This is a genomic window from Alkalimonas sp. (assembly GCF_020831925.1).
Taxonomy (GTDB): domain Bacteria; phylum Pseudomonadota; class Gammaproteobacteria; order Enterobacterales; family Alteromonadaceae; genus Alkalimonas.
The window spans coordinates 1-16,268 of the sequence record NZ_JAFIFQ010000058.1; the positions used below are offsets into that span (position 1 = coordinate 1).

12 protein-coding genes and 1 pseudogene are annotated in these 16,268 nt (G+C 51.2%); 5 read left to right on the forward strand and 8 right to left on the reverse strand.

Annotation, left to right across the window (positions count from 1 at the left end):
• Positions 1 to 137, forward strand: a pseudogene (gene cysW, locus JJU14_RS14140) (sulfate/thiosulfate ABC transporter permease CysW); the annotation flags it as partial.
• 36 nt (positions 138 to 173) lie between these two features.
• On the opposite strand, the gene JJU14_RS14145 reads toward cysW (JJU14_RS14140), so the two are convergent.
• Positions 174 to 2,012 carry an SLC13 family permease gene (locus JJU14_RS14145; protein WP_228614337.1) on the reverse strand — a complete coding sequence of 613 codons (1,839 nt, stop codon included), beginning with the start codon at positions 2,010 to 2,012 and terminating at the stop codon, positions 174 to 176.
• A 354-nt stretch (positions 2,013 to 2,366) separates the two neighbouring features.
• Here JJU14_RS14145 and JJU14_RS14150 point away from each other — a divergent pair, with 354 nt between their 5' ends.
• Positions 2,367 to 3,395, forward strand: coding sequence for a porin (locus tag JJU14_RS14150; protein ID WP_228614338.1), 1,029 nt, complete (start codon positions 2,367 to 2,369; stop codon positions 3,393 to 3,395).
• A 200-nt stretch (positions 3,396 to 3,595) separates the two neighbouring features.
• Here JJU14_RS14150 and JJU14_RS14155 read toward each other — a convergent pair whose 3' ends face one another.
• The 7 genes from JJU14_RS14155 to JJU14_RS14185 all read right to left on the reverse strand — a co-directional run bounded on the left by JJU14_RS14155 (position 3,596) and on the right by JJU14_RS14185 (position 10,901).
• On the reverse strand, positions 3,596 to 5,611 hold the full coding sequence (locus JJU14_RS14155) for a cation:proton antiporter (protein WP_228614339.1): 2,016 nt from the start codon (positions 5,609 to 5,611) through the stop codon (positions 3,596 to 3,598).
• A 119-nt stretch (positions 5,612 to 5,730) separates the two neighbouring features.
• On the reverse strand, positions 5,731 to 6,798 hold the full coding sequence (locus JJU14_RS14160) for a sulfate ABC transporter ATP-binding protein (RefSeq protein ID WP_228614340.1): 1,068 nt from the start codon (positions 6,796 to 6,798) through the stop codon (positions 5,731 to 5,733).
• 17 nt (positions 6,799 to 6,815) lie between these two features.
• On the reverse strand, positions 6,816 to 7,664 hold the full coding sequence (cysW, locus tag JJU14_RS14165) for a sulfate ABC transporter permease subunit CysW (protein WP_228614347.1): 849 nt from the start codon (positions 7,662 to 7,664) through the stop codon (positions 6,816 to 6,818).
• A 46-nt stretch (positions 7,665 to 7,710) separates the two neighbouring features.
• Entirely contained in the window at positions 7,711 to 8,535 is an 825-nt protein-coding gene (cysT, locus tag JJU14_RS14170) for a sulfate ABC transporter permease subunit CysT (protein WP_228614341.1), read from the reverse strand.
• A gap of 99 nt (positions 8,536 to 8,634) precedes the next feature.
• Complete coding sequence (locus JJU14_RS14175) at positions 8,635 to 9,636, reverse strand: sulfate ABC transporter substrate-binding protein (RefSeq protein WP_228614342.1); 1,002 nt, start codon at positions 9,634 to 9,636, stop codon at positions 8,635 to 8,637.
• Positions 9,637 to 9,703: 67 nt separating this feature from the next.
• Positions 9,704 to 9,871: a YezD family protein gene (locus tag JJU14_RS14180; RefSeq protein WP_228614343.1), complete on the reverse strand. Its 168-nt coding sequence runs from the start codon at positions 9,869 to 9,871 to the stop codon at positions 9,704 to 9,706.
• Between the two features lie 121 nt (positions 9,872 to 9,992).
• Entirely contained in the window at positions 9,993 to 10,901 is a 909-nt protein-coding gene (locus JJU14_RS14185) for a LysR family transcriptional regulator (protein ID WP_228614344.1), read from the reverse strand.
• 124 nt (positions 10,902 to 11,025) lie between these two features.
• Here JJU14_RS14185 and JJU14_RS14190 point away from each other — a divergent pair, with 124 nt between their 5' ends.
• From JJU14_RS14190 to JJU14_RS14200, 3 genes are read left to right on the forward strand one after another with little or no spacing between them, the layout of a single operon-like run.
• Complete coding sequence (locus JJU14_RS14190) at positions 11,026 to 13,773, forward strand: TonB-dependent receptor (RefSeq protein ID WP_228614345.1); 2,748 nt, start codon at positions 11,026 to 11,028, stop codon at positions 13,771 to 13,773.
• Between the two features lie 60 nt (positions 13,774 to 13,833).
• Positions 13,834 to 14,688 carry an N-formylglutamate amidohydrolase gene (locus JJU14_RS14195; protein WP_228614346.1) on the forward strand — a complete coding sequence of 285 codons (855 nt, stop codon included), beginning with the start codon at positions 13,834 to 13,836 and terminating at the stop codon, positions 14,686 to 14,688.
• 35 nt (positions 14,689 to 14,723) lie between these two features.
• Positions 14,724 to 16,166 (forward strand): YfcC family protein, encoded by a 1,443-nt coding sequence (locus tag JJU14_RS14200; protein ID WP_366914906.1) that lies wholly within the window; start codon positions 14,724 to 14,726, stop codon positions 16,164 to 16,166.
• The last annotated feature ends 102 nt before the right edge of the window (positions 16,167 to 16,268 follow it).

Here is a 16,268-nt window from a genome sequence, read left to right on the forward strand (position 1 = left end):
TGCACATTGAACTGCTGCAGCAGGATTACAACACCGCCGGCGCCTTTATCGCCGCAGCCATCCTGACGCTGATCGCCATCGCCACCCTAGTGGTAAAAGCTTTCCTGCAGTGGAAACTGGCGCGGGAAACCACCTGAACAGAGGTGCTGCCCTCAGTTTCCCTTCAGTTTGCCTCAGGTCGGGTACAGTGGAAACAGTAAGGGCACCAGCAGCACACTGACCACCAGCACCAATACCGTAAAAGGGGTGCCAATCCGCACGAAATCGAAGAAGCGGTATTTTCCCGGTTGCAACACCAGGGTATTGATTGGGGAAGAAACCGGCGTCATAAAGGCCGCCGAAGCCGCCAGCGCCACCATCATGGCAAAGGGATAAGGCGAAGCCCCCAGGCTATTGGCCAGCGATACTGCAACCGGCGCCATCAATACTGCCGTTGCCGTATTGGAGACGAACGAGCCGGTGATGGCCGTTAATACAAACAGCGCCGCCAGCAAGGCATAGTCCCCCCGCTCGCCCACCAGATACAGCAAACTACTGACCGCCAAATCAATACCACCGGTTTGCTGCAACGCCAAAGCGAAAGGCAACATACCAATGATCAGGATCAGGCTGGGCCAGTGAATTGCCTGGTAAGCACTGTTTAGATCAATGCAGCGCAGCGCTCCCATCAGCAAACAGGTAAAAAGCGCTGCAACCACATTGGGTACAATGCCACTGACCATCAGCAGCACCATCAGCGCCAGACAAAACAGCGCATGTGGTGCTTTGCGCGCGGCCGGTGTCACTTCATCCACTTCGGCAGGCAAGCTGAGCACCAGAAAATCCCGGCTTTGTTGCTGCAACTGATGAATGTCTTTCCAGTTCCCGGCCACCAGCAGCTTATCGGCAGGCTGCAGCACCTCATCCACCAGCACGCCGGGCAAGGCTTCGCCCCGACGGCGCAAACCGACCACATTCAGTTTGTATTGACTGCGAAAGGCCAGTTGCTGGATGGTTTTGCCCGGCAGCGACGACTCGGGCGGAAATGCCACCTCGGCCAAACCCAACTCATGGGCATGAAAAGAAAAATAGGAGTGGCTGAGCGGTTGTGGCTCCAGACCAAGCTGCTGACAGACCGGCAGCAAGTCCATGGCAGGATCGGCCAGATCCACCAACAGAATATCCTGCGGCTCGACCAGCGTATTGCCGGTAGCATTAAGCAGCAAGGTGCGAAACTTTTGCTGGCGCTCAATCGCCACCACATTGATGCCAAACTCTTTGCGCAGCGCCAGTTCATTCAGCTGTTGATCGAGCAAGGACGAACCCGGCAACACTTTCAGCCGCAGCTCGCGCTCTTTCAGACGGTAATTCCTGGCCAGATCACTCAGCTTTAAACGGGGTGCACCAGTTTGACCAGCTTCAAGTTGCGGATTTAACCAGCGACGGGCCAGCAGCATGTAGCCAACCCCCAGCATAAGCACAACCAGACCAATGGGCGTGAAACTAAAGAAGTGAAAGCCATCCATTCCCTGGCGCTGCAACTCGCTTTGCACCACCATATTTGGCGGTGTCGCTACCAGGGTTTGCATGCCGCTGATCAGCGCCGCAAAAGCCAGCGGCATCATCAGCCGCCCCGGGGCAATATTTAATCGGGCGCAGATGCTAAGCACCACCGGAATAAAAATAGCCACCACCCCGGTCGAGCTCATGATCGAGCCCAAAGCTGCGACCGACAACATCAATAACACCAATAAGCGGATTTCGCTGTTGCCAGATACCCGTACCAGCCAATCACCCAGCCGGTAAACAATACCGGTGCGTACCAGGCCATCACCCACCACAAAGAGCGCTGCAATCAGGATCACCGCAGGATCGCTAAAGCCAGCCAGTGTCTGCTGAACCGTCAGCACACCGGTCAGCGGAAAGACCACCAGCACCACCAGGGCAACCACATCGGTACGGGGTTTGTTGGCGGCAAAACAGCCCATGCAGAGCAGCAACATGCCAAGGACTAACAGCAACTCTGCATTCATGCGCGACAGGCTCCGGTTGGAAATGCAACACTCAGAGCCTAATGGTAAACCAAAACACCTGTAAAATCAGGCTGATTTAAATACCTTCGCCAAGAAAGACTTTTCTGTAGAGAGCGGCAAGGGCTGTTGACACTACCTACCACTCCATGCTGACAACAACTGCTTTGCCCAGTTTCAGGATCACTATGTCGTCAGCTGATCTATACCAAGTCCGGCACGCATATTTCGCTACTACATATTCCAAAATGGAATTTAAAATTCATTCAATAACAAAAAAAAGAATATTAAAGTAAGCTTACCACAGCAGCATTGCCCTCCAAAAACCTTAAAACTACATAGCACATAGGACTTTATATGAAACAGAGCGTTCGTAGCCCATTAGCTGCGGCTATTCTTCTGGGGGTATTGTCTCCAGTACAGGCTGCTGATTTAACCATTTATGGCAGAGCCAATCTTTCCGTCGATCAATTGGACAATGGCGTGGATAGTGCCACCAATGTCTCCAGCAACTCCAGTCGACTGGGCTTTCGCGGTGCCACCAGCCTCGAAGGCGGATTAGAAGCATTTGTCCAGATTGAACAAACCATTTTTCTCGATGAAGGTCGCGGTAACTTTGCTGACCGTGATACCTTCTTAGGCCTGCGGGGTGACTTTGGCAGCCTGCGTATCGGCCAGTTCGATACCCCGCTTAAAGTGATCCGCGCCCGGGTTGATTTATTTGGCAACCGTATTGGCGATATCCGAAACCTTAGCCGGGTCAATACCGGCGCTAGCCTGATTGGCAATGTCTATGATGAGCGCTTTAAAAATGGCATCGCTTATCGCAGCCCTGCATTCAATAACGTGACCTTCGATCTGCATTACAGCCCGCACCATGCCAATGGAGCCGCTGTGGACAATAATCGCGAAGCTCTGAGTACTGCCATCACCTATGCGGCGAAAGGTAGCTATGTCTCCTTGGCCTATGAACGCTCTGAGGGTAGTGATGAGTTTAACCCCAGCGCCTGGCGCCTGGGCGCTTTTTATGATCTCAGCGAACAACTGCGACTAACCACCTTTATCCAGCTGGATAAAGACCTGCCAATCGGTGATCGTAACATCTTCGGTGCCGGTGCGGCCTATAAAATCGGCGACTATACCTTGAAAGGTCAGCTATACCAGGTCAATAACCGCGATACCGATGATGCCGATGCCACCTTACTTGTACTTGGTGTGGATCGTCAGTTTGGCCGAGCTCTGGTTGGCTACCTGGCTTACGCTATTAGCAGCAATGATGCCAATGCAGCATATCGGATATCAGGTGGCGGCCGCAGTACCCAGCAAGCGACCGTGGTGGGAGAAAATACCAGCGGTCTGTCGCTTGGCCTGGAATACCGCTTTTAACGATTTGGATACGTGCAGGGATGCCAGGGATGGTGTCGGTTCACTTGGTGCTTCACCTGTTGTTTTGCCCCTGCTTGCAGAGGCTTTTTTTGCTTTATGAGATAAGCACCAAGTAAGCATAGCAACTTGAGTTGGATGCTCCTTACCTGGACGAAAGGCTGACAACTGAGCAATCAACCTAAAGCGCTTGCCCCGACGGACTAATAACTTAGCTCACCAGCATAGCTGCTATCCTGAATTTCTGCCGGATAAACAACCAATAGATTCGTCTCAGGAAACTGACTTGCCAACTGGTTTTGTATCTCGGGAAGTGCGGGTGTCCAGGCAAGGCCATTTTTACGCACACCATAGAGCACCAATAAATCACCTGCGGGAGTTTGTTTTTGCAACAATGCCGGTAATTGCAACCAGTCTGGTGCAACTTGCCAGTCAATATCAGGCAGCGCTTTTAAGCGTGATTTTAATCGAACCTGTTGCTCCGTTTGACAATAGATTTGCAATGTTAAGCTCAGCTGCTGACATAAACGCTTAATCAATACCACAGCCTCACTAAATCCTGCCTCAAGATCTGCATTGGGGGGTAATAACCAACACAGCTTTTGTCCATGCTGTAAGGGAGCCACTTGTTTTTTTACCAACAGCGTATAACTGCGATCGGCCAGTAAGCGGCTTAACATGGAACCAAACAGCAACTCAGACGCACTGCTGTGCTCGCTCCAGCCGACGATCACCTCGTTGGCACCGAGTTCGCGTCTGGCTCGTAAAATCCCATCGGTGATATTTAAATCTATCCGGACTTTGGGCTCTGCGGCAATATTGGCTGCGGCCAGATAGCTGACAGCATGGCTTATCAGCCCTTCAGCTTCTTTAAGTTTAACGTGCTGGTTTCTGTCTTCTTCCACAATCGTAATGGGGTAAACCGCTTGCGCTGAAGCAGGTTTACGCAGCCATTTTGCCAGTTGTAAAAAAGATTCAGTGGGCTGCCCGGGTGACAATGCCACCATAATCTTCTGCTCTGTGGAGAGTTCTTCCGGTTGATGCTGCTGCGTCAGGGCAATTTTCCGGCCATAGCGGTCCACCAGCCAAGGGGCAAGAAAACAGGTAACCAGTATCATCAGAATGGCACCATTAACCACCGCCTCGTCAAATAAACCGATTTCATAGCCCACCATGGTGGCAGCCAATGTCGCGGCTGCCTGCGCAACACTTAAGCCAAAAACCACCCGGGCTTGCGATCGGCTATAGCCCAGGAACCACCGGCAAAGCTCAGCAGCCGCCCATTTGGTAAGTATAACCGTAGCTACCATGGCAAATGCCACAATCCAGGCTCGGGCGCTGGCAAAAAATATCCCCATATCCAGCAACATGCCAACCGACAATAAAAAGAACGGAATAAAAATGGCTTCGCCGGTAAACTGTAACCGGTTCATCAGAGTGCTGTTATGCGGAATAATGCGGTTTAACGCCAAGCCGGCCAAAAAAGCGCCGACTATTGGCTCGGCACCGGCCAGATGGGAAAAGCTGGCGCAGATGAATACCGTGGCAAGTACAAACACAAACTCTGCCACCCCATCACCACCAACACTGCGAAAAAACCATCGGGCCAGCTTTGGTAGCAGCACCAAAATGACAATAATATATAGGCTGAGGCTGACACCCAGTTGCAGCCAGTAGTGTTCGCTTAGCTCACCTTTAGCCATAGTGGCAATAACGGCCAATACCAGCAAAGCCAACGTATCGGTAATAATAGTGCCACCCACCGCTGTAGTCACGGCTGGGTTACGGCTGATACCCAGTCGGCTGGCAATGGGGTAAGCCAGCAAGGTGTGAGAGGCAAACATACTGGCTAACAAAATTGCAGCCAGCCAATCAAAGCCCAACAGCAAGGCGATGCCGGTACCAACAGCTTGCGGAATGCTAAAGGTGAGTAACCCAAACAACAGCGTATGAAATTTAGAGCGCTTTAGCTGCTGCATATCTATTTCAAGTGCAGCAATAAACATAATGTACAACAGGCCAACGGTACCAAATAAAACAAAGGACTGATCACGAGCCAACACATTAAGCGCATTCGGGCCAAGCAAAGCACCGGCAAACAATAGACCCAGCATGCCGGGTAAACGGTAGCGTGCCAGCAGTAACGGGCAGAGCAAAATCAGGCTTGCTACCAGAGCAAAGACAATAACCGGATTCGTTATCGGGAATAATTCCGTCATACATGGACCAGAGAGTGAACACAGACAAATGGCTGCAAGTTTATCCGAGGTCGAAACGAACGAACAGCGGTTATTGTATGAATACTTATTTCACTGCCCTGCACAGAGGCTCTTGGAAATTAAATCCCCTCCCCCAGAAACACCTGACTGTAGCGCGGTTTAATCCAGGCAGAATCGCCCTGCTGCAGGTTTAAGGCTTTAAACTTATCTTTTGGCAGCTCAATATGGATAAGCTGGCCATCATCTTTACTGATAACTTCCAAGCGCGCACTTGGTCCTACCATGGTGATCATATCCAGTGTTACTGGCAATGCCTCAGCCTCTGGCTGGGTGAGTACATCAATTTCATGCGCCCGCACGTAGGCCAGCCCATCCTGCTCGGCCGTTTCCTTGGCAGAGGACGGCGTAGCATTGCCTGTGGTGAGCTGAGTTTCGCCACTGGCCTTCACCCGGGCATGAAACAGGTTCACGTTGCCTAGAAACTCATACACAAAAGGATTGGCGGGTTTGTCGTACACCTCTTCCGGCGAGCCATCCTGCTCAATACGGCCTTTGTTCATCACCACAATGCGATCGGCCACTTCCAATGCTTCTTCCTGATCGTGCGTGACAAAGACGCTGGTGACATGAATTTCATCATGCAAGCGGCGTAGCCAGCGGCGCAGCTCGGCGCGAACTTTAGCATCCAGGGCACCAAAAGGTTCATCCAACAGTAAGACTTTGGGCTCGACCGCCAGCGCCCGGGCCAGGGCAATACGTTGGCGCTGACCACCGGACAACTGCGAGGGGTAGCGATCCGCCGTCCAGTCCAGTTGTACCAACTCCAATAGCTTATGCACTTTTTTTGCGATCTCTGCTTTGGAAGGCCGCAGCTTTTTCGGTTTAACGGTTAAACCATAAGCCACATTTTCAAACACTGTCATGTGCTTAAAAAGCGCATAGTGCTGAAACACAAAACCAACCCCACGCTCACTGACATGCCGCCCAGTGATGTCTTCGCTATTAAAACGCACCACACCACTATCCGCATGCTCTAACCCGGCGATAATGCGCAGCAAGGTGGTTTTACCCGAGCCGGACGGGCCAAGCAAAGCGGTCAACTCACCGGTTTTAATGGCCAGATTCACATTATCTACTGCGACAAAATCGCCAAAACGTTTATTCACGCCTTCAATATGGATACTCATAACAACCTCTGTACTTTTTAATGCGCTGATGGCGATTTTTGTTTGCGTTCATCTTTCCACTCAATCCAGCTTTTTACCACTATGGTGACCAGGGCCAACCCGGTCAATAAGGATGAAACGGCAAAAGCGGCAGTGAACATGTATTCGTTGTACAAGACTTCAATGTGCAGTGGCATGGTATTGGTTTCGCCACGGATGCGACCGGAGACAATGGCGACAGCGCCAAATTCTCCCATCGCCCTGGCATTACAAAGCACCACACCATAAATTAGCCCCCATTTGATGTTAGGCAGGGTAACATGCCAGAAGGTTTTCCAGCCACTGGCACCGAGTGTCAGCGAAGCTTCCTCTTCTTCCTTGCCTTGTTGCTGCATCAAGGGGATCAGCTCGCGGGCAACAAAGGGCAAGGTACCAAACAAAATAACGATGACGATGCCTGGCACGGCGAAAATAATACGCACATCATGCTCAGCCAGCCAGGGGCCAAACCAGCCTTGCGAACCGAGCAAAATAACAAAAATAAGCCCGACTACCACTGGAGAAATAGCAAAAGGCATATCAATAATCGATATTAAAATGGTTTTGCCGCGAAACTCAAACTTGGCTATTGCCCAAGCAATGGCCACGCCAAAAATGGCATTCAGTGGCACCACAATCAGCAGCACAAACAGCGTCAAGCGGATGGCCGACAACGCATCGGGCTCGGTGACCGCTTGCCACCATACCTGCATGCCTGCTTCAAAAGCACCGTACAATACCACCACCAACGGTAGTATTAAAAACAAGGTTAAAAAGGTCAGGGCAATGCTTACCAGTGTCCACTTAACCCAGCCCGGCTCAGCGGTTGCTTTAGGGGTATACTGCATAGCTTCAGCACTGGTAAGTGGTAAAGTGTTCGTTGTTGTCATCAGTTTATCCTCGGCGACTCGCCCACCATTGCAGGCCATTAATCAGCAGCAGCAAAATAAAGGCTGCCCCCAACATCACCACGCCTATGGCCGCCGCGCCGTGGTAATCGTACTGCTCGGCTTTGGCAACAATCAACAAAGGAGTAATTTCGGTTTTGTAGGGCAGATTACCCGAAATAAAAATCACCGAGCCGTACTCGCCAACAGCACGGGCAAAAGCAAGTGCGTAGCCAGTAAGCAGTGCTGGTAGGATCGCTGGGAAAATCACCCGGCGAATGGTGGTAAGCCGGTTAGCGCCTAGTGCTGCCGAGGCTTCTTCCAGTTCTTTTTCAAAATCTGCTAACACCGGCTGCACGGTGCGAACCACAAAGGGCAGTCCGATGTAGGTTAAAGCAATCACGACTCCTATCTGGCTGTAAGCGATACGGATGCCAAAAGGTTCAAAATACTGCCCTACCCAGCCGGTACCAGCATAGAGCGTCACCAGTGCGATACCAGCCACGGCCGTTGGCAAGGCAAAAGGCAAGTCCACCAGACCATCAATAATACGTTTACCAGGGAAGCTGTAACGCACTAGCACCCAGGCAACCAGGGTACCAAATACAGCATTAATGCTGGCACCAATAAACGATGCCAGAAACGATAATTTATAGGAAGCCACCACTTGTGGATGGCTGACTGCACGCCAGAAATCTTCCCAACTCATTTGCAATGTAAACAGAATTAGCCCGGCTACAGGGATGATCAATAACAAACTTAAGTACAAGACCGAAAAGCCCATGGTCAGTCCAAACCCTGGGATCACCGGTTTTAAGGCTGCAGTACGCATCTTGCTCTCTCTTATCACGCTGGCCGGCCTCACTGTCAGTACACTATTTGCAAAGTACAGTTCAGGCCGGCTTCACACTTAACGGTGGCCAATGGCTTTTTAGCGCCGACTAATGGCTTCTAAAATCCGGTCGAAATAACCACCATCATTGAAGTGATCGTTTTGCGCTTTGTCCCAGCCGCCAAACACGTCATCAATACCGAACAGATTCACTTTTGGAAATTTATCCAGATACTGTTTAGCAATTTCCGGGCGGCCAGGACGGTAAAAATGCTTGGCTGCCAGATGCTGGGCTTCATCACTGTACAAATACTCCAGATAGGCTTCCGCCACAGCCCGGGTGCCTTTGCGATCGACGTTACGATCCACCACCGTCACTGGCGGCTCGGCCAAAATACTGACACTGGGCACCACGATCTCGAACTGGCCCTGGCCCAATTGCTCTACCGATAAAAAGGCTTCGTTTTCCCAGGCGATAAACACATCGCCGATACGACGCTGTACAAAGGTGTTGGTGGCCCCACGCGCTGCCGGATCAAGCACCGGGACATTGCGGAAGATTTTTTCAACAAACTGATAGGCTTTTTCTTCAGAGCCATACTTTTTAAGTGCATAGCCCCAAGCCGCCAGATAGTTCCACCGTGCACCACCTGATGTTTTCGGGTTCGGTGTAATCACCTGCACGTCATCTCGCACCAGGTCGTCCCAGTCCTGAATATTCTTTGGGTTGCCTTTGCGCACCAACAACACAATGGTGGAAGTGTATGGTGAGCTGTTTAATGGCAAACGACTTTGCCAGTCTTGTGGGATCAAGTTAGCGCGTACCCGCAGCGCATCCACGTCGTACGCCAATGCCAGTGTCACCACATCAGCATCCAGACCATCAATCACAGAGCGGGCTTGCGAGCCTGAACCACCATGCGACTGACGAACTGTCGGTGCCGTATGGCCCTGAGCACGCCAATGCTGAGCAAACAGCTGGTTGTATTCACGGTAAAATTCGCGGGTTGGATCGTATGATACATTTAGAATGGTGTTGCCGATGGCGGCAAAGCTGCCAAGAAGGAATACGGTACTAGTTAAAATCTTAGTAAATTTCATGCTGAGGTCCTTAATTCAATACTATTAGGAACCAGGCTTCCGGTGGTCCGGTCAGCATGGGAAGTGTTTATATCACTGGTTTGTCCAAACGGATTTTTTCATTTTTTTCCAACTGAACCAGTTTGCCGTGGTGGAAAATTAGTTCAATGGAGCCATACTCAATCCGTCCGACCAGTAACTCTAAGCGCTTGGCTAGATCTGCCAGTTGCTCCGCAGTTTGTTGAGACGTGATCATTTGGTTCTCCCTGAAGGTAAATCATTACCTCAGCGCATAGTAATGACCGCTATTGATAATTAAAAATACTAAATAAAGATATATTAATTCCAAAATGGAATATAGCTCATGCACACTGAGGTTAAGAGGCCTGACTTGTGCCAGCAGAGAAATGCGCCAAACAATGCTGATAAAACCGGGCGACCAGGCGAGGCATTGGGGCGTAGGCGGAATAAATAAAACCATACTGATGTTGGATTTCTGGCCGCAGCGGCACCAATACCAGCTGCTGGTCGCAGTATTGTTCCGCCAGCACTTCATTTAAGATGGCAATACCAAGGCCTTTTTTCACATAGGCACAGGCGGTTGCCACGGTATGAGTTTCCAGTCGCACCATCATCCGTACGCCCGCTTTGTTGAACTCTTTTTCCAGCCGAATACGGGTTGGCCGCCCCTGCCCCAGCATAATCAATGGCTCGGATGCCAGTTGGCTTAGCTCAACCACGGTTTCAGCTGCAAGCTTGTGCTGACTGGGAATGGCACACACCAGATTGCTGCTCAGCAATGGCTGACACACCAACCCCGGATGCGTTTCCGGTAACTGAATAAAACCGCAATCCACCGAGCGGTGCGCCACCAGCTCCCGGGCCATCTGTGGACTGTGCGCATCGATACTAATGGATATGGAAGGGTAGAGCTGCATAAAGCTGGCAACCGCACTGGACAAAGGGCCAGCACTAAAACTGGCAGGGGCCACGATTTTTAGCGATCCCAGCTCCGATTTAGCAACCGAGTTTGCCAGGGCTTTAAAGCGCTCAACACTGCTTAGTAACAAAGCAATTTCTTGCTCCAGATGCCTGGCTTCGTCGGTTGGGATCAAACGACTGTGTTCGCGGTAAAACAAGGCAAAACCCAGTTGCTGCTCCAGTACCTGAATAAGCCGGCTCACTGCCGGTTGAGTAATACCTAACTGTTTAGCCGCGGCTGTGGCCGAGCCGGTTTGTAAAATCGTCTGAAAACATTCCAAGCTTTTTAAATTCAGTGAGTCCATAACTATTTGTTATTGGCTTATGCAAATAACTAATAATATTGCATAGGATAAACGGCTTTGCTAGCTTAAATTTTGCACAAGCACTGCTTTCAGTGTTCGCCATAACAAGAATCAGGGGAATCCCATGACAACAGGACATTTCAAAAAATCCATGCTGGCCGCCGCCATACTGAGCTCTATCGCGTTGCAAAGCCAGGCTCAAGCCAATACGACCATCAACGACGATGCCACCGAGGCCGATCAGAAGGTGGAGGTGATTTCCGTTACCGGTTCACGTATTCTGCGGCGGGGGGAAACCGAAGCCAGCCCGATTCAAAGTTTTGAACGCAGCGATCTGGATCTGAAAGGTGCTTTATCCATTGGCGAAGTTTTGCAGGAAATTCCTTCGGTTGGGGCCAGTTTAAATGACAACGGCTCGGCAGGCACCAGCCACGGCAGTGCCAGCATCAACCTGCGTAATCTTGGTGAAAACCGCTCGCTGGTGCTGGTAAATGGCAACCGTTGGGTCAATGGCGCTGGTACCCGTGGCTTTCGGGATTTCGTTGATTTAAATACCATCCCATTTGCCATGATTGACAGGGTGGAAGTTTTGCAGGATGGTGCCACCGCCATCTATGGTGCTGATGCCATCGCTGGGGTGGTCAATATTCACACCTTAAAAGACTTCACCGGGGTTCACGCCAAAGCCTATTATGGCCAAACATCCCACAGTGATCGCGAAACCGTTAACTTTGATCTGCGCCTTGGCCAGGATGTTGGCAATCACAATCTGATGCTGGTTGCCAGTTTCTCCGACCAAAAGCCAATCTTAACGCAAGATCGCGAGTTGACGGCCATCCCACTGAATGGCCTGTCGCTTGGATCTGGTGAAGGTTTGTTTCGCAGCAATGCACTCAGCTCAGTGTTCGACTTTGACATTCCGGCCCAGGGTATCACCCGCGAGCCTGGCACCGATGGCAATCAGCTCAGCAGCTGGCGACCAGCCAGCGCCAATGACCGCTTTAACCGTTATCACGACAACTATGTCGTAGGCCCAAGCCGTCGACTAAGCATCTACGGCCAGGGTGTATTTGAACTCGGGCAGCTTGGTATTTCCGAAGATACCCGGCTGCGGATAGAGGCTGTGTACAACCGCCGCGAATCGGATCAACAATTTTCCGCCGCCATCCCTGTGGTCAATGGCAGCCGAGGCTTCATTGTCGCCAATGATCCGCGTGTGAACCCATTTGGGGTTGCACTGAGCGGCAGCGACTTTGTGGCCACCAACTTTTTTGTCGATAATGGCTTAAGGGTCAATGCACAAACAGTCGATACCACCCGCTTGGGTTTTGGCTTAGAAGGCTACACCGCCAACGATTGGCACTGGGATCTCTTTGCCTCTTTCGCCCGTAATAAAGGCACCTTTGTCTCAAACAATCAGCTGCATCTGGATAAACTGGCGCTTGGCATGCGAGCCTGTGATGCCAGCGGGCTGGCTGCGGATGTCAGCGACTTGCTGGCCAGCTGCGTGCCGGTAAATCTGTTTAACACCCTAACACCAGACATGGTCAGTTACATCAACTTCACCGGCCAAGATACCAACGAAGCCAAGCAACAGCATGTTCGCTTTAACCTGACCAATAGTATTGCCGATTTGCCAGCCGGTGATCTGATGTTGGCAGCAGGAATGGAGTACCGCAAAGAGTCAGGCACAGACATTCCTGATAGCATCATCAATTCTGCACCACGGGTAAACACCTTCAACACCACCTCGTCGGCCCCGCGCACAGGGACCGTTGGTAGCTACGACTTGTACGAGGCCTATGCTGAGCTAAGCATTCCACTGCTGTCCAACCATGCGATGGCAGAGTATTTGGAGCTCAACCTGGCCAGTCGGTTCTCCGATTACAGTACCTTTGGCAGTACAGTCAACAGCAAAGCCGGTATCCTGTATCGCCCGGTAGAAGATGTGATGCTTCGTGCCACCTGGGCTGAGGGTTTCAGGGCACCCTCAGTACTGGAGCTGTTTGAGGGTGAACGCGAATCCTTTGTCGCAGTCAATGATCCTTGTTCGGGTAACGCTGGTTTGCCCGGTTGCGGCGGTGTACCAACTGGCTACACACAAAATGAAGCCAATGTCCCCATTACCGTAGGCGGCAACATCTTGCTGGAACCGGAAACCTCAGAAAATATCTCGGTCGGACTGGTCTACACCCCATCGCAACTGGATGGATTTAGCCTGACGCTGGATTGGTACAACATTCAAATCGACAATACCATCAGCTCCTTTGGCGCTCAAAACCTGCTCAACTTATGTGCCAATACCAACCGCAACTGTGGCGTGATCCAACGGGCAGCTAATGGCGAAGTCACCAATATTATCGATGGGCCGGTGAATCTGAATAAAACCGAAGTTGCAGGAATGGATGCCGTCATCCGCTACCGGCTCAACACCGACCATGGCCGTTGGAATTTGGCTGCAAACTTGTCAAGATTAAATAAGTTTGTTGAATCATCAACCTTACCGGACGGCACTTTCGTCGAAGTGAATAAAAAGGGCACCGCCGCATCGCGTGAAGCCTTTCCTACCTGGCGCGGTTTTTTGTCCGCCCAGTGGCAACATGACGCCTGGTCTGCCGGTTACACCTTGCGCTACATCGGCGACACCACAGAAACCTTTGCCGGGGAAGCGCTCAGCATTGGTTCCATGGTCTATCACTCCGTTTCTGCCGGTTACAATTTTGATAACGGTATTGGAATCAAGCTAGGGGTCAATAACCTGATGGACAAGCAACCACCGACATCGCGAACAAACCTGAATATCAACTTCGATCAGCAAACCTACAATGCGGTCGGTCGCTTCATCTATGCGCAGGTAAGTTACGATTTCTAAGTCACAGCAGTGGGCAAATGGATCTTGCCCGCCTGGTTGTTGCCCGACAGGAGTTTTTGCATGACAGAACAGACTAGTTTTACGCTCTTTTCCCCTACCAGCAGCAATGTCTTGCCATTGGTGTTCGATTCGCCTCACAGTGGCTTCGAATTACCGGCAGACTTTGCTTATCAGGTGTCGCTGGAGGAATTGAGAACCGGTTGGGATGCCTTTGTCGATGAACTCTGGCTGCCTGCCACCAACCATGGAGCCTATTTGCTTTGCGCCAAGGCATCGCGGATGTACATTGATTTAAACCGGGCACCTAGTGACATCGATCCATCTCTTTTAGCCAGTCCATGGCCAGAGCCTATAACCCCAACACGCTACAGTGAACGTGGTATGGGCCTGATCCGTCGTTTTGCACTGCCTGGAAGGCCGGTCTATGCCGAACCATTGCCCGTTGCTGCTGTACAACAGCGTATCCGAGACTATTATCAACCCTACCATCAACAACTAAGTCAGCTATTAAGCAGCTTGCAAAGCCGCTTTGGCACTGTCTGGCACATCGATTGCCATTCCATGAAATCACGTGGCAATGCGATGAATATTGATGCTGGCTCACTACGACCTGATATTGTGCTGGGAGATGCCGACGGCAGCAGCAGCGATCCTGATTTTACTGCCTGTATCCAGGAAAGTTTTCAGCGGTTGGGTTATCAGGTAGCCGTGAATCATCCGTACAAGGGCGGACACTGCGTGCGGGCATACGGCAAGCCAGCACAGCACTGCCATAGCGTGCAAATTGAAATTAACAGGCAGCTCTATATGAATGAAGCCAGCTTCAGTAAAAGCGACCGGTTCGATGCATTTCAGCACGACTTGATGCAGGTTACCGCCTCAATCGCAAAATTTATCCAGGCAAAGCTAAGCTAAGCTAAGACTGCTTTGTATTACTTTTGAGAGTCATCATGCCAAACCACAGCAACGAGAAACTGCCCGTTCACTTACAGCAGCCTGAAGCACAACCGGCAGCGATGAGCCAGCAGCACAAAGGCAATAATCCTATCATTATTTTACTGAGTATCCTGCTACTGGCCGCAGCCCTGACCTACCTAGTGGGAGCTGGTAGTTTTGAACGCGATGGCAATCTGGTGGTACCCGGCTCATTTCAAAGTGTGGAAAAAAATAACAGCCTGAGCAACTTGTGGCGTATCAACGATGATCCAGCCCAGGCACAGCCGGTGAGTGTGATTCAAATGCTGCTGTCGATCCCACAAGGGCTGGAACGTGGGGCCAATCTGATTTTTATGGTACTCATCATTGGTGGCATGTTCGGCATTATGACCAAAGCAGGAGCTGTCACAGCCGGTCTCGAACGCTTGCTCGGTGCCTTGCGTGGTAATGTTTACCTGTTGATTCCATCCTTGATGGTGGTTTTTGCCGCTGGCAGCACCTTTTTGGGCCTGGCATCAGAGTACTTGCTGATCATCCCGCTAATGGTGGAAATGGCTCGCCGACTTGGCCTGTCCAACCTGATGGGGCTCGCCATACTCACTATACCGGTGAAGGCAGGTTTTCTTGCCTCTGTCACCAACCCTGTCGCACTGACAGTCGCCCAACCCTTGGTCGATGTGCCGGTATTCAGTGGCATCAGTATGCGCTTGGTTGCCTTCATTGTATTCACCCTGGTTGGGATCGCATTTATGATGCTGATGATTAAACGGGAAGGCTTTGATCCAACCATCAAGATTGAATTCGACAGTGCAAAGCTGAGTACCCGCCATGCCTTGATGCTCAGCACACTTGCCATTGGCATAGGCTTGCTGGTGTATGGCTCCACCACCTTTGAATGGCGCAATCAGCAACTGACAGCCTTTTACATCGCATTGGCGGTGATATTAGCCAGCATCAGTGGGTTAGGAGCCAATGGCGCAGCCGATGCTTTTGTGGAAGGCATGCGAAAAATTCTGCTGGCCGCTATTCTGATTGGTGTTGCTTTTGCCATTGCTGTTACCTTACAAAATGGTCAAATCCTTGATACCGTTATTTTCCAGCTCACCAGCATGGTCGGAGAAGACAATCCATTGCTCGCCGTGCAGGGCATGTTTGTCTCACAGCTACTGCTGGATTTTTTAATCCCCTCCACCTCGGGCCAGGCAGCTGTCAGCATGCCTATTCTGGGGCCCATAGGCCAGTTGGTCGGCGTTAGTCCACATACCACTGTGCTGGCCTTTTTATTCGGCAATGGCATCACCACCATCTTCACACCGACCTCCGGCACCCTGCTGGCTTACCTTGCGACTGCTCAGGTGTCCTGGACCAGTTGGGCACGCTTTGTGATGCCTCTGGTGGCTATTTACATTGTACTGGCCATATTAATGCTAGTGATGGCTGTGCTGATTGGCTACTAACAATCAAGCAGAGCCATCGCTTATTACACCGGCTTCCACAGCCGATCTGCCCAGCGTGCGCTGCCATGCAGCAGCCTACTGGTGGCCTCGCGCAGCCGTACC